The sequence below is a fragment of the Trichocoleus sp. DQ-U1 genome (assembly GCF_039961925.1).
Classification (GTDB): Bacteria; Cyanobacteriota; Cyanobacteriia; order Cyanobacteriales; family FACHB-T130; genus FACHB-T130.
This window is the reverse complement of record NZ_JAMPKB010000001.1, coordinates 85370-103078: the sequence shown is the minus strand read 5'-3', so window position 1 is coordinate 103078 and position 17709 is coordinate 85370. Positions and strand designations below refer to the sequence as shown.

At 47.6% G+C, this 17709-nt stretch carries 21 protein-coding genes and 1 pseudogene; 14 read left to right on the top strand and 8 right to left on the bottom strand.

Annotated features, from left to right (window positions below; translation table 11 throughout):
* Positions 1-3 precede the first annotated feature (3 nt).
* The 5 genes from rppA to NDI34_RS00475 all read left to right on the top strand — a co-directional run bounded on the left by rppA (position 4) and on the right by NDI34_RS00475 (position 5514).
* On the top strand, positions 4-687 hold the full coding sequence (gene rppA / locus NDI34_RS00495) for a two-component system response regulator RppA (protein ID WP_190414564.1): 684 nt from the start codon (positions 4-6) through the stop codon (positions 685-687).
* A gap of 139 nt (positions 688-826) precedes the next feature.
* Entirely contained in the window at positions 827-2086 is a 1260-nt protein-coding gene (locus NDI34_RS00490) for an ATP-binding protein (RefSeq protein WP_190430572.1), read from the top strand.
* A 702-nt stretch (positions 2087-2788) separates the two neighbouring features.
* Positions 2789-3367 (top strand): hypothetical protein, encoded by a 579-nt coding sequence (locus tag NDI34_RS00485; protein ID WP_347276245.1) that lies wholly within the window; start codon positions 2789-2791, stop codon positions 3365-3367.
* 70 nt (positions 3368-3437) lie between these two features.
* On the top strand, positions 3438-4802 hold the full coding sequence (locus tag NDI34_RS00480) for an amino acid permease (RefSeq protein WP_348231529.1): 1365 nt from the start codon (positions 3438-3440) through the stop codon (positions 4800-4802).
* A gap of 34 nt (positions 4803-4836) precedes the next feature.
* On the top strand, positions 4837-5514 hold the full coding sequence (locus NDI34_RS00475) for a class I SAM-dependent methyltransferase (RefSeq protein ID WP_190414561.1): 678 nt from the start codon (positions 4837-4839) through the stop codon (positions 5512-5514).
* A 253-nt stretch (positions 5515-5767) separates the two neighbouring features.
* On the opposite strand, the gene NDI34_RS00470 is transcribed toward NDI34_RS00475, so the two are convergent.
* Positions 5768-6064, bottom strand: coding sequence for a hypothetical protein (locus tag NDI34_RS00470; protein WP_190689107.1), 297 nt, complete (start codon positions 6062-6064; stop codon positions 5768-5770).
* Between the two features lie 50 nt (positions 6065-6114).
* Between NDI34_RS00470 and NDI34_RS00465 the strand changes: the two genes are divergently transcribed.
* Positions 6115-6660 (top strand): pentapeptide repeat-containing protein, encoded by a 546-nt coding sequence (locus NDI34_RS00465; RefSeq protein WP_348231528.1) that lies wholly within the window; start codon positions 6115-6117, stop codon positions 6658-6660.
* Positions 6661-6709: 49 nt separating this feature from the next.
* Here NDI34_RS00465 and NDI34_RS00460 read toward each other — a convergent pair whose 3' ends face one another.
* The gene (locus NDI34_RS00460) at positions 6710-7072 is read right to left on the bottom strand and encodes a metalloregulator ArsR/SmtB family transcription factor (RefSeq protein ID WP_190414558.1); all 363 of its coding nucleotides are present in this window, start codon (positions 7070-7072) and stop codon (positions 6710-6712) included.
* 401 nt (positions 7073-7473) lie between these two features.
* Here NDI34_RS00460 and trxA point away from each other — a divergent pair, with 401 nt between their 5' ends.
* Positions 7474-7845 carry a thioredoxin gene (gene trxA / locus NDI34_RS00455; RefSeq protein WP_348231526.1) on the top strand — a complete coding sequence of 124 codons (372 nt, stop codon included), beginning with the start codon at positions 7474-7476 and terminating at the stop codon, positions 7843-7845.
* A gap of 126 nt (positions 7846-7971) precedes the next feature.
* The gene (locus NDI34_RS00450) at positions 7972-9078 is read left to right on the top strand and encodes an alkene reductase (protein ID WP_348231525.1); all 1107 of its coding nucleotides are present in this window, start codon (positions 7972-7974) and stop codon (positions 9076-9078) included.
* Positions 9079-9373: 295 nt separating this feature from the next.
* Here NDI34_RS00450 and NDI34_RS00445 read toward each other — a convergent pair.
* The 3 genes and pseudogenes from NDI34_RS00445 to NDI34_RS00435 all read right to left on the bottom strand — a co-directional run bounded on the left by NDI34_RS00445 (position 9374) and on the right by NDI34_RS00435 (position 11787).
* A pseudogene (locus NDI34_RS00445) lies at positions 9374-10056 on the bottom strand (SDR family oxidoreductase).
* Between the two features lie 99 nt (positions 10057-10155).
* The gene (locus tag NDI34_RS00440; RefSeq protein WP_190986026.1) at positions 10156-11007 is read right to left on the bottom strand and encodes a pentapeptide repeat-containing protein; all 852 of its coding nucleotides are present in this window, start codon (positions 11005-11007) and stop codon (positions 10156-10158) included.
* 138 nt (positions 11008-11145) lie between these two features.
* On the bottom strand, positions 11146-11787 hold the full coding sequence (locus NDI34_RS00435; RefSeq protein ID WP_190414554.1) for a hypothetical protein: 642 nt from the start codon (positions 11785-11787) through the stop codon (positions 11146-11148).
* 276 nt (positions 11788-12063) lie between these two features.
* On the opposite strand from NDI34_RS00435, the gene NDI34_RS00430 reads away from it, so the two are divergent.
* The 4 genes from NDI34_RS00430 to NDI34_RS00415 all read left to right on the top strand — a co-directional run bounded on the left by NDI34_RS00430 (position 12064) and on the right by NDI34_RS00415 (position 14270).
* On the top strand, positions 12064-12330 hold the full coding sequence (locus tag NDI34_RS00430) for a hypothetical protein (protein WP_190414553.1): 267 nt from the start codon (positions 12064-12066) through the stop codon (positions 12328-12330).
* A gap of 29 nt (positions 12331-12359) precedes the next feature.
* Entirely contained in the window at positions 12360-12482 is a 123-nt protein-coding gene (locus tag NDI34_RS00425; RefSeq protein WP_348231524.1) for a hypothetical protein, read from the top strand.
* Between the two features lie 558 nt (positions 12483-13040).
* Complete coding sequence (locus tag NDI34_RS00420) at positions 13041-13781, top strand: DUF2993 domain-containing protein (protein ID WP_190430565.1); 741 nt, start codon at positions 13041-13043, stop codon at positions 13779-13781.
* 141 nt (positions 13782-13922) lie between these two features.
* A complete protein-coding gene (locus NDI34_RS00415) occupies positions 13923-14270 on the top strand; it encodes an antibiotic biosynthesis monooxygenase (RefSeq protein WP_190430564.1) in 348 nt (115 codons plus the stop codon).
* On the opposite strand, the gene NDI34_RS00410 is transcribed toward NDI34_RS00415, so the two are convergent.
* Positions 14231-14602, bottom strand: a complete 372-nt coding sequence (locus tag NDI34_RS00410) for a hypothetical protein (RefSeq protein ID WP_190672066.1) — start codon at positions 14600-14602, stop codon at positions 14231-14233. The genes NDI34_RS00415 and NDI34_RS00410 overlap by 40 nt on opposite strands.
* Before the next feature lie 275 nt (positions 14603-14877).
* Positions 14878-15372, bottom strand: a complete 495-nt coding sequence (locus NDI34_RS00405; protein ID WP_190986025.1) for a peptidoglycan-binding protein — start codon at positions 15370-15372, stop codon at positions 14878-14880.
* A 397-nt stretch (positions 15373-15769) separates the two neighbouring features.
* Between NDI34_RS00405 and NDI34_RS00400 the strand changes: the two genes are divergently transcribed.
* Positions 15770-16216, top strand: a complete 447-nt coding sequence (locus NDI34_RS00400) for a hypothetical protein (protein WP_190986023.1) — start codon at positions 15770-15772, stop codon at positions 16214-16216.
* A gap of 97 nt (positions 16217-16313) precedes the next feature.
* Here the strand turns inward: NDI34_RS00400 and NDI34_RS00395 are convergent, their stop codons facing one another.
* The gene (locus NDI34_RS00395; protein ID WP_190414545.1) at positions 16314-16538 is read right to left on the bottom strand and encodes a hypothetical protein; all 225 of its coding nucleotides are present in this window, start codon (positions 16536-16538) and stop codon (positions 16314-16316) included.
* A gap of 531 nt (positions 16539-17069) precedes the next feature.
* On the opposite strand from NDI34_RS00395, the gene NDI34_RS00390 reads away from it, so the two are divergent.
* On the top strand, positions 17070-17657 hold the full coding sequence (locus tag NDI34_RS00390) for a universal stress protein (protein ID WP_242034026.1): 588 nt from the start codon (positions 17070-17072) through the stop codon (positions 17655-17657).
* Positions 17658-17709: the final 52 nt, after the last annotated feature.

Sequence of the window (17709 nt, the reverse complement as noted above, 5' to 3'; positions counted from 1 at the left end):
CTTATGAGAATTTTACTGGTAGAAGACGACCCCGAACAATTAGAGCCACTAAACGCAGCTTTGTTGCAAGCCGGACATATTGTCGATGGCATTGAGGATGGGGAAACTGCCCAATGGCTGATCTCTCAAAAAGACTATGACTTGTTAATTTTAGACTGGATGTTGCCGACAGTCAGCGGGTTGAGCCTTTGTCGCCAGTATCGACAAGCAGGGAAAACCTCGCCGGTGTTGATGCTGACTGCCAAAGACACGACTGTGGATAAAGTTACGAGTTTGGATGCAGGTGCTGATGATTATCTGGTTAAACCGACTGATATTATCGAACTTTTGGCACGGGTGCGGGCATTGGGAAGGCGATCGCCTCTATGGCAGGGAGATATCCTCCGCATAGAAGATTTACAACTGCACTTGAATAGCTTGACTGTTGAACGGGGACAGACAACTATCCAATTGTCCGCCCGCGAGTTTCAGCTATTAGAATACTTCCTGCGCCACCCTCATCAGGTCTTAACCCGCGATCAAATTGAACAAGCCTTGTGGGAGTGGGGTGCAGAACCAGAGAGCAATGCCGTAACTACCCTTGTCCGGAGGCTGCGGCAGCGTTTGCAGTTAGTCGGTGCGGCAGATTGGATTGAAACAGTCTATGGCATGGGATATCGCCTCAATCCTTCGGGAAGTCAAAAGTAAAAAGAGAAGAAATTCAAAAGAGAAATGAATCAAAATGACAGAATAAATCTTTCTTTTGCTTTTTGCCTGTCTTGCCCCAAATTCGGGTGTAACTTTGCTTCCCTAAATCTTCAGGCGCTTTTTAACTTTGCCTTTTTCCATGTTTGGTCGTAGCCGTCGCAATCTGGCTCGCTGGTTCACCCTATCAATGGGAAGTATTTTGGTGATTTTTGCAGGAGTCGTCTACTACGTAGAAGTTGCAGACGCGCTCTTAGCATTGGATCGATTACTCTACCAACAAACCAAGGTAATGGCAGCGAGCGTGAATTATGAGCGTCGCAATGGTCAGTGGCAGGTAGAGCTGGACAATGTGCCACTTTTGGGAAATAACCCACAGCCGTTGGATAGTGGGCTGGCGTATGGGCGTTGGTACGATGCCAAAGGGCAATTGGTGCAATTTTTTGGTACGCTTCCCCCAGAGAAGCTGACGGTGACAGATGGATTTCAAACCATCAAAACTGCCAATGGCTCTGCACGTTGGCTGCGTCAGGTAACGCTGCCTGTCTACGAGAAGAGTGTATTAATTGGTTATCTCCAGGTTGCGACTTCCCTGACATCCACTCAAGAGGCTTTGTCTGAATTGCGGCTGGTTCTGACGCTCTTGGTGCCAGTCACCTTGGGGGTAATTAGCCTGACTGGGTGGTTTTTGGGGGGGCTAGCGATGCAACCGATTCGTCATGCTTACGAGCAACTGCATCGCTTCACCGCAGATGCTTCCCATGAATTGCGGACACCATTGGCGGCGATTCTTAGCAATGCACAAGTCGGGTTGCTGTCTGACGATCATTCACAGCAACGGCTTCGGCTAGACAAGATTGTGAATGTTGCTAAGTCAATGAATTCGCTGGTGAGTAATCTGCTGTTTTTGGCTCGGAATGATGGGTCATTATCTCCTGAATCTTTGAGAAAGATTAATCTAACTCTTTTGCTACAGGAGCTAGCAGAGAATTATGCAACGCAAGCAGCCACCAAAAATCTAAATTTTGTTAGTAATCTGCCGACTGAGAGCTTGGAGGTGAAGGCCGATCCAGAGTTGCTCCGTCTGGCGGTGATGAACCTGCTGAGTAATGCTTGCAAATATACCCTGGAGGGCGGTGAAGTTCAACTGCGATTGTTTACGCGATCGCATTTGGCTATTATTCAAGTTTCAGACACTGGGATGGGGATTGCGGCGACTGATTTGCCCCATATTTTTGAACGGTTTTATCGGGTGAATCGCGATCGCTCTCGCACTACAGGGGGTTTTGGTTTGGGATTAGCGATCGCTGAGCAAATCGTCAAAGCTCATGGAGGTGGGATCGAAGTCACCAGTGTAGTCGGTCAAGGATCAACTTTTCAAATTGAGCTGCCACTCCAGTAGCAAAAATAACCTGGCGATTGGAAATCGCGGCTACGCCAACCCCCCTTACCCCCCTTCAAGAAGAAGAGGGGACATAAGTTGCTTCGCTTCTATTCAACCAAGTCCGCCTGCGCGGAATCAATTCAGCCTGCGGAGGCAGGCTTTGTTTGTGTAGCCCCAGACTTCCAGTCTGTGGGGGATTTGCAAATACGGGATGCTCCCACTGTCACTTTCTAGTCACATTTGTTGCCAACACTGAAGATAGCAGGAGCAGAAGGTTATCACTCCTAAATCATTTTTCTTTAGTTAGTTTTCAACACTTTTTTTCATGGAGTTAGTGTAAATCCGATGTTGTTCAGAGGTACTTCTCTACTCTGCCTTGCCGCTCTGGCTGTTGTTTGTAGTGGTTTATCAGCTCAAGCTGAAACTGACGACTTCACCCCTAAGACAGATGCGTTTGCCAGAGTACCTAATCATAATTCTGAATCAAATAAGACTCCAATTCAATCTGACCAAGTTACAACTTTCTTTGTACAAGAACAAGTGAATGTAGCGAATTCAGGTTCACCTGATTCTGTTGTAAAGGTACTGACAGAATCAACAATTCAAGAGCAAGATTTTTCAGAAATAAAATTGCCAACTGCCACTGCATCAGCCGAGGCGAATCAATCTCCATCTAACCTTTCTAGCGAGACAAAGCAGGAAATTCCTGAGAAAACAGCGATCGCAACCTCCGATGCGGTAAACCCAGAGCAGATTGTAGACAAAAGGGTGAAAACGTCTGCGTCGGCTTTGACTGTTGAACCTTCAACACCTCAACTCCCAGAAGCAGCGACGACTGAAACCACAGCGCCGGAAATCGCTCAAGTGGATGTAATACCTGGTAGAGCCACTCGCTCTGGCCCAAGTTATATCGGGGTTGCAGGCAACATTGGGTTGGGTGGCGATACAACTTTGAGTGAAGGTGCCTTTGCAGTCATTAGCAAAATTGGACTCACTCGGAATTTTTCTGTGCGACCCGCTGCTTTATTTGGCGATAATACAGTTTTTCTGGTTCCACTTACTTACGATTTCCCCTCTCAAGGAGTGGAACAAATCAGATACCGTGTAGCCCCTTATATTGGAGGCGGAGTGGCGATTTCAACGGGTGACGATAGCACTATTGGCGCACTGATTACGGGCGGGGTCGATGTTCCATTATCATCCCAATTCACCGCAACCGCTGGCGTGAATGTCGGTTTTGTTGATGAAACAGAGGTGGGATTATTAATCGGAGTTGGTTACACTTTCTCCGGATTGTAAACCGACTTTGCTTTAATCTTTTCACATCGCAACTCAAAGAAATTACGATCGCAACGGTGAAGGTGCCAGAATGAGCAGACGGGTAAACGACAGTCTCCCAAATCAAGTCTTCGCGGTAAGCAAAACAGCAGCACCCAAGCCAGCGCTGGCTTTCGTAGACGCGATCGCCCTCATTGTCGGTATCGTGATTGGTGCCGGGATTTTCGAGACACCATCCCTAGTTGCTGCTGCTTCTGGGAGTGAAGCGGTTGCACTTTCCCTGTGGATTCTGGGTGGCGGGATGTCCTTAGTCGGCGCATTGTGCTACGCAGAATTGGCAACGGCATATCCTCACGCTGGGGGCAATTACTATTACTTGATGCGTGCCTTCGGCAAAAACATCGCCTTCTTTTTTGCTTGGGCGCGAATGACGGTGATTCAAACAGGTTCGATTGCCCTGTTGGCGTTCGTATTCGGAGACTATGCCTCGCAATTACTGCGCCTTGGGAATTATTCATCCTCACTTTACGCAGGGATTGCGATCGCCCTGTTGACAGGTTTAAATATCATCGGCGTTCAGCAAGGAAAGTGGGCGCAGAATTGGCTAACAGTCGCCAAAGTGGGTGGCTTGCTGTTGGTGGTAATTGGGGGTTTAGCCTTTGCCGTTCCCAGTCTCCCGGAGGTGCCTGCTGCACCAGCAACATCCCAAACAAACTTTGGGATGGCAATGCTTTTCGTGCTGTTGTCCTATGGCGGCTGGAATGAAGCGGCTTATATCTCAGCCGAGTTACGCAACGTCAACCGAAACATGGTGCGATCGCTGCTAGTGAGTATCGGCATCATCACGACAATTTACTTAGCGATAAACTTCGCGTACATCCACGGTTTAGGATTGGCGAATATGGCAGCCTCAGAAGCCGTAGCAGCGGATTTGATGCGTCGTGCAGTTGGCGAACCCGGTGCTTGGTTTATCAGCTTCCTGATTGCCATTTCTACCTTGGGTGCGATCAACGCCACGATTTTCACCGGCGCACGTACCAATTACGCCCTCGGACAAGATTTTTCCTTGTTCAGCTTCCTCGGACGCTGGCACCATCGCGCCAGTACGCCAGCCAATGCCTTGCTAGTGCAGGGTGCGATCGCGTTAGCCCTCGTGTTTCTGGGAACTCTGACCCGCGAAGGCTTTAAAACGATGGTGGACTACACTGCGCCGGTGTTCTGGTTCTTCTTCCTGCTAACAGGTGTCTCGTTGTTAGTGTTACGGGTTCGAGAACCGCAAGTATTGCGACCCTTTCGCGTCCCTCTCTATCCTCTGACGCCCCTGCTTTTTTGTGCAATCTGTGCTTATTTACTCTACTCCAGCGTTGCCTATACAGGGGTTGGGGCGCTTGTCGGAGTGGCTGTCGCGATCGCTGGCGCACCGCTATTGCTGTTATCTCGTCGTCGGCAAATTTGAACAAAACGTTAACAACTCAAAAGGAGAAGATGCAATGCAATTACAACAAATTAAGCTGTTGCTGGTTGCTAGTTTGAGTGCGGGTAGCTTCTTGTTCGCAGGCTGCACCCAACAACGCCAGTTCGATGCACAAGCTCAATCTGATGCTCAAACCCAAGCGCCCGCCGCACCGAATATTCAAGCCGAAGCACCCGCAACCGACGTTCAAACCCAACAACAGCCAGCGGATGTGCCCTTTGTGCCAACGCCCGAAGTCGTCGTCGCCGAAATGCTTAAACAGGGGCAGGTAAAAGGGAACGATGTACTCTACGACCTCGGCAGTGGCGATGGACGAATCGTGATTACCGCTGCAAAACAATTTGGCACTCGCGGAACTGGTGTAGATATCAATCCGCAACTGGTTCAAGAAAGTCGAGAAAATGCCCAAAAAGCGGGTGTAAGCGATCGCGTGCGGTTTTTACAACAAGATTTATTCGCCACTGACCTCAGCGATGCCACGGTGGTAACGCTGTACCTGCTTCCTGAGGTGAACTTGCGGCTGCGACCGAAGCTCCTCAAGGAACTTAAACCAGGCACTCGCATTGTTTCGCACAACTACGACATGGGTGAATGGAAACCTGAGAAAGTAGTGCAGGTAGAAAGTAGCCCCGGTCGCCAGCATACTATTTACTCCTGGGTTGTGCCTGAAACTGTCCCGGATAATTTGAAATAACCGGGATATCCTGTTGCTAGTTCCATCCAGCCGAACTAATCTTGCTGATACTATTTCACCAATAATCTGCAACAGCTCCCTTAACGGCATCTTAAAAGGGAGAAGTTAGCCTCCCTTTTAAGATGCTGTTGGCGAATTCCAAAAAATTAATCTTAGGGGCGCTTATTTAGGGGCGCACCGATAAGCGCCCCTAAGCGATTAAACACTTTCTAAAACAGAATAGGAGTGATGTTATTCTCACCATTTCCAGCGTTCACGAAATTATCCTTAAGCCAGAATAGGTTGGTTTTCCTGCCAGAAAGGCGGCATAGAAAATTTTATGCGATCGCGCCGAAATACTAAAGGTATTGGGGTCAATGCTACGGGGCTGGGTGCCACAGTTACGCGCATCTACATGACTTAGAAGCAAAGGCTGAGGTAGAAAGTTTATATCCCAAGGTTTCGGGCAAGTCCGCCGGAATAAATGGCAGCATCGGTGGCATTTTTGGCATCTGACGAAGCTACTTACATCACAAGCCAAACTCGGTTTTTTGACGGTGGGTTGACGCATTATCCCGCCTTTGGCGAGTCTTAGTCATAAGAAAATAGGAGTTATTCACGATGAATTTCAAAAACATTGTACAGCTATATACAGCCGGAAAAAGGAACTTTAGAAAAGCAGATTTATATAAGGCAAAATTAGCTTTTGTCTGCTTAAATAAAGCAAATTTTAGCAAAGCGAATCTATGTTTGGCGAACTTGAGAGGGTCAGATTTGCGCGGAGTCAATTTCAGCGAAGCAGACTTAACAGGGGCAAACTTACGTCAAGCAGACCTCACTGAAGCTAACTTGGGGGCAGCGAATTTAAGTAAGGTAAATCTTCGGGGAGCAAATCTAACCAGAGCAAATTTGAAAGGGGCAAATTTGGAAGAAGCCGTGTTAGGTGAGGCAAACCTGAACCAAACAAACCTGAGATACGCCAACTTATCTAAAGCCAAGCTAATGGGTGCCATCCTTACTGGGGCAATTTTACTAGGAACAAACCTAAGTAAAGCTATTTTACTCAGGGCAAATTTAACGCAAGCAAGTTTAATTGAAACCAACCTCAGTGAAGCTGTCTTAACTGAAGCCAGAATGCCTGACGGAAAAGTTCACGACTACGCTTAAGTACGCAAGGAAAACCTATATTCCTTGCAAAATCATCAACATACAGCGGTTAGTTGGATCTAGAATTATTTTCAACTGTGGTTGTTTCTAGCTGTTTGGGTGTAAAACTGGCGAAGCAATCAAACAGTAACTCCCGTTTCAGCGAGTTGTACTTGGTTTGACCTTCTTTTCGGATCTGGATTAATCCTGCTTCCGCCAGTGTCTTGGAATGGTGACAGAAGAGAGCTAAACTAATCCCTAAATAATTGGCTATTTCGCTGCCGCTCATTTCCTCACAAGAAGCTAACATCTCCACAATCCTCAAACGTGTTGGATCGGAGAGAGCTGCAAAGATTTTAGCCCGAAGTTCTATGTCTTGAACGGCAGCTTGAGACGCAGAGGGCAGTTGAACGCTATGGTTGTTATCGATCATGGGAAGTAGGGGTTACTAAAAGAAGCCACGAGAAAGCCCCAACAAGACTCTGCATTACTCCTGATGTCAACACTAAAAGAAGGTTGAACGACAGTACAGGCGTGTCTGACGCTCTGAATGTATGCCGTTGGCGAAAACTCACCGTCTTACTTCTATTTTACGTCTTGGCGCTCAGTATTGAAATAGTTAAACAACCACTTGACTATTAGGGAAAGATTGTTCTAGTATATTAGTCAAATGGTTGTTTAACTACTAAACCCCTGAGGGAATTGAAACCAGACTGGTAACTTTTAGCAGCGAGTTGAGTGGATGCGATCGCATGAAATGATGCAATGCGCTTCCTGCAATAACTGCTGATACTCTCCTCACCTTGATCTACAGCCTGAAGGAGGCTGGAAACCATGTCAGACAACGCGAAATATGTCACCTTGACCGAAGACAACTTTGAAACCGAAGTCCTCGCAAGTTCAGTTCCAGTTGTGGTAGATTTCTGGGCGGCTTGGTGTGGCCCTTGCCGGATGCTCAACCCATTAGTTGCAGAATTAGCTGCCAATTTTGAAGGAATTGCTAAAGTTGGCAAGCTGAATATTGACGCCTATGGACACATCGCTACACAATACAACATCCAAGCCGTGCCAACGCTTCTGTTCTTCAAAGATGGTGTGGTGGTGGATCGAGCCACTGGCGTAGCTCCTTTGGAAGTGCTGTCTGACAAACTTCAAGCTTTACTTCCACAGAACAGCTTAACCACAAAGCCAGTAGCGATTAACTAACTATCTAGTTTGTTGGCGGTGCGGGTAACTCTTATCCGCACCGCTCATACACTAGCGAGCTAGTGTTCCTGATGTCTGCGTTGTGCAATCAAAAACTGTAATGTCGTTCCAATGGAGATTAAGTCAATGAGCGAGAATATCAATCTTTTCTCAACTGTTCAGCTGGGTTCTTTAGAACTTCCCAATCGAATCGTGATGGCTCCCTTAACCCGGATGCGTGCGGGAGCGGGAAATGTTCCTAGAGCGATGAATGCGACTTATTATGCACAACGGGCATCGGCGGGGTTAATTATCGCAGAAGCCACTCAAGTATCGCCTCAAGGACAGGGATATGCGAATACTCCAGGCATTCACTCAGCAGAACAGGTGGCAGGATGGCGACTGGTGACAGATGCAGTTCATGCCCGTGGGGGGCGGATTTTTCTACAGTTGTGGCACGTTGGGCGGATTTCTCACCCATTACTGCAACCGGAAGGACAACTGCCAGTAGCGCCCAGCGCGATCGCACCCGAAGGTGAAGCAATGACGAATGAAGGCCCAAAACCCTTTGTCATACCTCGTGCCCTAGAAACTGAAGAAATTCCAGGAATCGTCGAACAATACCGCAAAGGGGCAGAAAATGCCTTAGCTGCTGGATTTGACGGGGTTGAAATTCATAGTGCCAACGGTTATCTCCTTGACCAGTTTCTTGAGGATGGGACGAACAAACGCACCGACCAATATGGCGGTTCAATTGAGAACCGTGCCCGACTTTTGATGGAAGTGACTGAAGCGGTCGTCAGTGTTTGGGGTGGACAACGGGTAGGAATTCGCCTTTCCCCAAGCGGCACTTTCAACAGTATGTCTGACTCCAATCCATCTGCTTTGTTCAGTTATGTAGCCGATTCACTCAACCGTTTCAACCTCGCTTATCTCCACATCGTTGAGCCAAGAACCGATGGCAATACTAGCCTCGATAACTCTACAGGAGGCTTGTTTACCGAATACTTCCGTCCTATCTTCAAAGGGACTTTAATCGCCGCAGGAGGATATGACCGCGACTTAGGGAATGCTGTTTTGGCTTCTGGCAATGCAGATTTGGTGGCTTATGGAAGACTGTATATTGCCAATCCAGATTTACCAGAACGTTTTGCACTCAATGCTTCCCTAAATAAGCCTGATCGCTCCACCTTTTATGGTGGCGATGAGAAGGGATATATTGACTATCCAAGCCTTGAATTACAGACAGCTTGAGTTGATTTATTTCCTCCCAGAGAACCTCTTCCCCACCCCCTTTCCTTTAAAGAGCTACGGTCTACACACAAGTGACTTGTTTTGCTCATCAAAGCGCTCCCAGACCTGACAAGAACAGCCCCTTCCCTATAAAGGGAGGGGAGCCATATTCAAAGCCCCTCTCCGTGAACGGAGAGGGGTTTGGGGTGAGGTTCCGAGTGTATATTGCACTCACGTGAGAACCCCTATAGTACAAAGAGAAGTAAAGTTTATTTCTGTCTTTAATTCTCGTTCATAGATTAACCGCATAGAAAGGTTATGAAGGAACTGTCAGCGACACACCATTGTCTTTTGGTGTTATTTGCAATAAAAACGGAACCGCTTTTTTAACCCAATCTTTTACTGCTGTGTAAGCAGCCGCTTCTTCTCCAAAACAAGTCTCTAACATATCGGTATGAATAATGCCTGGGTTGAGGGAAATCGCTGCCATTCCCGAAGGTAATTCTTGAGCCAACGATTGAGTTAATCCTTCAATTGCCCACTTAGAAGCACAGTAGGGTGCAACTTCAGGCGACGTGGAGCGACCCCACCCTGAACTCAAGTTGACAATGATGCCACTTTTCTTTTGAATCATGGCTGGAACAAAGGAGCGGATTACATTCGCGACTCCTTTAATATTGACATCAATGAGTCGAGAAAATTCCGCGCTATCAACTTTCCAAAGCGGGGCGGGTTGATTGATTAATGCGGCATTATTAATTAATAAATCAGGGGATGAGTAGTTATTTAAAAGTTGCTCAGCCAGGTTTTTACTTGATATTCATCCGCAACATCTACGCTGGGAAAATGATAGGGCGTTCCAAATTTTCGCTCAAGTTTCTGTGTTGCTTCTGTGGAACGGGCGCACCCACAAACTGTATGACCTTGCTCAATAAATTTTTCAGTCATGGCAAGACCGAGACCCCGACTTACCCCTGTAATTACAATCAGTTTTTTCATGAGTTAGACTAATTTAGGATTTTAGATTTGGGATTTTTGAAGGGTCTGGCGGAAAGAAGCCATGAATCGCATTTCTACAACCCAAAATTTAATTGCCAGCTAAGGGTGAATTGTGCCATCAGGCATGATTGCTTTTTGGAGTATCGTCCGCGTCAGGTTAACGCCGGTGAGGTTAGCGCCGGTAAGATTCGCCGCAGTGAGGTTAGCGCCGGTGAGATTAGCACCCCTCAAGTTCGCTTTGTTCAAATTAGCGCCGGAGAGGTTCGATTTGCTGAGGTTAGTCCATCTGAAATCAGCCTGAGTCAGGTTCGCTTCGCTCAAGTTAGACCTAAAGAGATAAGCACCATTGAAGTGAGCCTCGATTAAGTTTGCTTTGTGTAGGTCAGCTTTGTAAAGGTAAGCTCCTAGTAGTTCAGCGTCGTAAAGATTAGCATTACTGAGATCGACGGCTATTAGGTTCGCTGCCATCAAGTTAGCTTCGCTGAGGTTCGTTCTAGCCAGCTTTGCTGCACCGAGATCGGCTTTGTGAAGATTAGCGCTTCTGAGATCGGTGCCGATCAGGTTCGCGTTAGTTAGATTCGCTCTTCTTAGGTTAGCTCCTCTGAGGTCAGCCCCGATCAGGTTCGCATCGCCCAGATCGGCATCGCTGAGGTTGGCAATGCTGAGGTTCGCAATGCTGAGGTTCGCTTCACTCAGGTTTGCCTCCATTAGGGAAGCGGAGTGGAGATTTGCATCGCTGAGGGTAGCCTGGCTGAGGTTAGCGGCGATGAGTAAACTATTGCACAGATCCGCCCTTCTCAGGTTAGCGCCTGTGAGGATTGCGCCTCTGAGGTTGACCCCTCTGAGGTTGGCTTCGCTCAAATCGGGTTCTATTTGTCGGTTTTTTCTTCTCCACTCAATCCATTTCACTGCACCGTTCTGAAGTAGTGCAAGATGCTCTAGATTTGCCATTTAGATTTCCTTTGCTTAACCCACCAGTGCTAACGCATTGACTTTAATCTGAAGTGGCTTTCTTTGAAAGCAAGCGATCGCCCATTTGTAAAGAGCGATCGCATTCCCCTTCTCTCCCTCGTCATCCCCATCCTTTCGCTATTCTTGACGCCAACTAGCAGGATTTTCACGACCAGGCACGCCTTCTAGCGCCACCAACGCTGCCGCAGAACCCGCCAGAATATCCTGTTCTGCTCCGCCCAAATAGAGGCGTCCGAAGCTTCCCACAGCTTGCACTTCCAAGATGTTAATTGCCGCCGCTTTCTCCGCCGCATTCGCCGCCAGTGCTGCATAAGCAGCAGGTTGAACTTCTAATACATAAAGCGTTTGCCCTGCCAGAAGTAGCTGTCCTCGCCGCGTGCGATTGATCAGCTGCGTTTGGTGAGCATCAATGTTGCGGATAATCTGGCTAGAAACGACGTGCGGCTTGAGACATTCATTTCGATGCACTCCCAGCGCCTCCAAAATGGCTTTACCCGCCGCCCGCGTCTCCCCTTGGCGGCTGGAATGCACTTCTAGTAGCCCGTATAGTCGTTCGACCACCTGCACCCCTGGACGTACAGAGGCAGCTTTGAGGGCGACATCAGTAATCCGGTTAATTTCAATGCCCGGTGAGATTTCAATCCACAGCGACGTATCTCCTGGCAATGGCAAGAACCCTAGTGCTACCGTCCCCATGTAAGCTGCGTGCTGAGGCTGCAAGCTGTCTAGAAATACGTAACTGCGTAGTTCTATGCCCAAGGTAATTAACTCCGGAAGTTAGAAAAAAGGAATCGGGTGCAACATCTGAGTTTACCGCGATCTCAGATCGCCAGAAGCTGCATCTGGTCAGCCAATAAGAGAAGCGATCGCTTCCCGCCGAAGGACTCTCCCATTTAGGGATTTGAAGACTCACGCAACCAGGGTTCTACCTATTTATAGACAATCGGGTTCTACCCCTTTATAGACACAACCACCCAGACAGGCGCGTTAGCTTAATTCACATAAGTTAACAATAAAAGAATACACCTTTAAGTTATGATGCCTAACCTGTTTGAAGCAACCAAAGAATATTGGCGCAAATTAGATCAGTTAGAAGCTGCCTATGAAAAGGGCGAAGTCTCGATTGAAGAGGTAGATGCTAAAGTTCAATTGCTCATGGCTGAACTCGGACGAGAACGCCGTGCAGCGTTTACCTATGTTTTTTATGGCTTGCGCCGTCTTTGGGATGAGCAACGGGAAACCATTGTTGGGGTGGCAATTCTCGGAGTTCTCGCGGTTTTCCTTCAAATTGAATACACCTAAAATTCCTAAATCGGGTCTGATACTGAAAAATGGCGTGGGTTGTTCTGGATGAATCCCGATCGGGGATTGTAAAGATGACCGACGCTTCGGCAACCTGGAATGTATTGGGTGTGTCACGTTACAAAAGAGCGATCGCCCAGAGACCAGCTTAATATTGTAGCCGCCGAGCGATTTTCCTCCGTCTGGGCGCTCATCAACCATAATGTAAAGATTTTTATCAAGCGCGTGTCAGTTGATCAAGTGTCACGTACTAGAGTATCGGCTCGATTGAACAAGCGATATTCTTTAGTTGTGTGAGGAGCAAGTTTAGAAGAAAAAGCGTCTGGGGTCGAAACACGGCAAGACTCCCAGGCGCTTTTTCATATCTGTCAAAATCCTTCAACAACGAACTACAGCCCAGATTCATGGCTTATCTTGTCTCCAGAAACGACACATTTAGACTGATAAGCAAGTAGGCAATACTTTGAGATCGGGAATGGATGGAGCGTTTTACCTCTTCCCAAACCCTCTCCAATCCCCAGAGGAACTGTGAAAATGGCTCTGGCTCCCGTTCCCTGCATGGGAACGGGTTGGGGGTTAGGTTTGTCAGAGCCAAAAAATATTGGACTAGATGATTTATTACATTTTGTTTATTCCGAGATGCAGATACGCTGCTGAGTGATGAGCGTCTAGAGTAACCAGTATCAGCACACTTCTTGAGATTAAGCACTATGACAGACGAGCCACGCCTAGAGGAGCAGGCCCTCTCCCAGGCTGTCGAAATGGGGTTATCTAGCCAGATGGATAGCGTAGAGAACATCAATGTAGATGTCCGAACCGATTTGCTGAAGATGGCTCAAGGAAAGGCTAATTCAGTTTCGGTTGAAGGTCGGGGTCTGGCGATTCAGAAAGATATTCGCGTGCAGGAAATGGAATTGCACGCCGATAATATTGCGATCAATCTATTTGACGCGATTTTCGGGCAGATTAAGCTGAACCATCCGCTAGACGCGACTGCCCGTGTTGTCCTCACCGAACAAGATATCAACCGCGCTTTAAACTCAGACTACATCCGCAGCAAGTTTCAAAGCATGGAGTTGAATGCAGATGGTCAACTCGTGACCTTGGAACCGCAAGAACTGGAAATGCATCTGCCGGGTGAGGGCAAGATGGAATTCAGTGGAAAAATGCTACTGCATGACGTGGATAAGGCTCGACAAGTCGGTTTCGCCGCCGTAGTGCGTCCGCGCACTTCTTCAACGCCAATCTTGTTGGAGGGGTTTAGCTGTAATCCTGGACAAGGCATTTCACTGGAACTCACGATCGCCTTGATGGAGAAGTTAGGAGAACTGGCAAACTTGCCCTATTTTGACCTCCAAGGGATGGCAATCCGCATTAAGGAGATGGATGTACAAGAGGGTAGTTTAACCCTTTATACCGAAGCCTACATCAAGCAAATTCCCGATCAATGATCGAGGATGAAGGGCGCGATAGCGAAGCGCTGCTGCTTTCAGCAGATCGCATCAATCAAGCGGTTCTCCCTTCAACCCATTAGCGTACCGTAGGCTTAGCCCCGACAAAACCGCGATAACCCCAGCTTCTAGGAGGAAACCATGACAGAGTTTCAAGATTTTTTAAAGCACAAATTTGCCTATGTTGCGATTGGAGAATTCAAACCTGGCAAATTTGATGAGGCTGAGCAACTCTATGAAAAAGCTGTCTCAACGTACACGCACGGCTTTAAGGGGTCGTACTTACTGCAAGAACCGGGGACTGACCGAGGAATCGCTATTATTCTTTGGGAGAGTATCGAAGATATGCAAGCCAATCAAAGCGAGGCATACCAAGCCATCTTAAATCAGATGAATCCTTTGTTTGAGGAAGCGCCGACCACTGCTTTCTATGAAATTGTCAGTGAAATTCAGCCTACAAATGCAAGTGGTGAATCCCCATCCATATAATCAACCCGAAAAAGCGATCGCTCTATCCGGTCGGAGACATTTGAGTCATTTGATGTCAAAGGCTTTCTCGCGGGCACTCCTGACTCCAACTTGATGGCGAGATCGATGAGGAATCGCACATGACCAATGGTTGAAGCAAGGCCAGCTTCGTTTACAGGACACCCAAACCGGGGGAAGGATTCTTGGGGATGTTGCCAACGCAACCATAGCTTTCCATCAATCACTTTTGTACTAATTGACCAGCCTTTATATTGGCTGGGAACTTCTTTAACGTCAGTATCAAGGACGTTGGATGTTACTGAGGGTTGGGGTTGACTCGGTGGGATCATCATTAGGGCACGGGAACTTAATGCCCTAAATATCGGTGAAAATACTATGGCGAATCGTGATTCAACCCGCAAGCAAAAGTGATTGTTTAAAAAGATTTAGGTGACAGAACTTTGGAACCCCTCGTGATGCACCTCGGATGGTGAGTGTGAGGTGCATCACATTCGCAAGCAGGAGAGCGGTTTGGTAGAATTCAGCCGGTGGCGTCACCAGGTCAAAATCTACGGCTAGCGATCGCTTGAAATGTGCAAGTATTGAAAAGCGTATCCACGCAACCGGCTCAACACCCCCCGATTTGTTGACGCACCTTACTCAACCCGTACCAGGTTTTTTCGCCCACAATTCCGTCTGCTAATAGACCACTACGCAGTTGAAAGGATCTCACAGCAGCTTCAGTGTGGGGTCCGAAGATTCCATTCACTTCTTCATCAAAATCACCAGATAAAGACAGTACACTCTGAAGCGTGATGACTATCTCACCTTTAGCGCCTCGTTTCAGCACTGGCATATTTACGGGAGCGCCGGTGTAGAGAGCCTGCCAGGTCATTTGACCCACGACGCCATCTTCTTTGAGAAACATCCAATTTTGAAAAACAAGAACGGCAAATTCGACTTCTCCATTAAAGTTTCCGTTGATAGCTCCGTTATAAGCAAACCTTTTAGTTAATAGTTGTTGTAATTCTTTTACTGCGGCTCCAGAGTTCCCTATTTGCAGTACGGGCTTATTGAGTTGAGCTGGTTTGACTGATATTTGAGTTGATTCTTTAGCAAGCATGGCTTAAGTCTCTTGGAATTCCTGTGTTTGACTATTCCAAACTAACCAAAGCGTTCTCCCTTCCACCTCGCACGCTCAGTTCATGCAACTGGATATTTCAATATCCCGCTTGTTGGTCACCCATTAGCAGGAGGTGGTAAAAACTACTGAGTGGCTCCTTGATTCGCTCCCAGGAACCAGAGACGGCTTGGTCGAGAAGGTTTGTCCCAACTTAAGTTGGCAGTCTTATGATGGGTTTATGGCGCGTCAAGACATCGACTTGCGTCGAGTTGGGAAGTGGGATTTTTGCTTTTTATGATTCGTGGCAACAGTTTTGGTTATTCTTGTCAGGCGTGGCCTATGACAGTAGCAAGAGCAAATCTGCTCTTGAGGTGCGATCGCATCCACAGCTAAACCGATGAAGGTAATTCAGCAAACTTTTACATTACTCACCCTGCGAGAACGCCCAGTTGGCATTTGGATGCTGAGTAGTTTTACCGCTGTTTTAGGGCTTCTCGTTTTTATTTCTTCCAATTGGCCGATTGATTTTTTTGGATTGTTCTGCATTTTTTGCGCTAACTTGATGATGTTTGGAAGTCCGGTGAAGACTTGCCGGTTTGATAAACATCTCAATCGAGTAATTCTCAAACAAAAAGGTTGGCTGGGAACTCAAGTAACGGGTTATTCAATTGACAAGATTACGGGGGTTCAAGTAGAAGAATCTAACTTAGGAGGAATTCGCTTTTACCGGCTTACTCTGATGCTTTTATCAGGACAGCGATTTTATTTAACTCCGATTCCTAGCACTGACTGGCAATTACAACAAAGTTTGGCTAGCTACATCCAGCAATTTCTCAGCCATTAAAGTGGCGGCAAAAACGCTATGAGCGACTCTTTTGGGTAGACGCGATCGCGTGTCTTCAAAGCGAAGCGTTCGCCTACCCCTGACAAGTCTGTGCTATTTACCAATCCACCTCATCCGCATCAATCCGTTGGAGCTGGGAATGATGAGGAAAATCATACCACCCATCATCCGTTGTGTAGCCTATGCGATCGCCCGCCTCGTATTTCACCACTACCCCTTCCGTACAAAAGTCCAAGCGCCTGACTCGACACCCAACCGGAAACTGCTCAACCAGTTTGGGTGAGATGCAGGGTTTGAGAGCGACCGCGCTAGTGTTCACCATTTTCAGACCTCGGCGCGAAGAGTGCTGCCACGAGCAATGCTAGTTTGAGTGTAGCCCCTTCACTCCACTACTGCTAGTGTTGCTAATTCTAGTAAAGTGTGTTTAACCCTACCAGTGGGGCTGGGATCAACTAAAGGAAAGGTAGAGGATCGTTGCGGGACGCTGATTTCACAAGCTTTTCCGGGGAAAAACGGTATCAAATTAAACAATCTTCACGGTAGGTAATTGGCGATCGCAGCATTGCTATGTAGTTGTCACCCTGATGTCACATTTGCATGAGTAAACTTTATGTAGGCATAGGGTAATTGCTTCTGACATATCCATCAGTTAAAGAACGATGTCCTCTCAGCAGAAGGAATGAGAGGGCATTTTTTTATGGATAGCGATCGCGACTGGGATTGGCAACGATACCCTGGTTGGGAAAGCTAGTCCTCGGCTACCAGACAAGTAAAGCGCTAGACCAGTTGCTCTTTGGCATTCCTGCCCAGTCTCGACTAATTTGGTCGAAGAGTATCATCTGCACCTCTGATAATGGAGGAACTGGTAGTCATAGCCCAAACCGCAAGGAGAGCTAAACATCCAGGCTTCGCTGGTCAAGAAGTGCTGCATTCTGGCAACAAAAACAGGTTGGGACTGGTGTGTATGTTTTACAAAATTCTCGTGGCAATGGATAGCTCTGAAATCGGCAAGCAAGTCTTTGATGAAGCCGTATCCTTAGCGAAAGCGTTCCATGCCAGTCTGATGCTATTGCACGTCCTATCTGCGAATGAAGAGGGCAGTCCGGGGATTCCTGGCATGCCCGGTCTGGATTACTATCCTTGGCGACGCGATGATGTCCCAAGCGACTATCGACAGCAGTGGGATGCATTTGAAAGTCAATACTTGGCGCTACTGCGATCGCGTGCAGATGAAGCAACGAAGGCAGGAATTAGTACCGAATTCACCCAAAGCCTTGGCAGTCGGGGTGAAAACATCTGTGACTTAGCCCAAACTTGGGGTGCCGATCTCATCGTAATGGGGCGTCGGGGTCGTTCTGCAATTGGTGAGTTAGTTCTCGGTAGCGTCAGCAATTACGTCCTCCATCATGCCCCCTGCTCGGTTCTGGTTGTCCATCGTTGAGTTTGTAAATAACACGGTTTGGTTGTTTTAGAGGAACGAGGGCAAGACGAGC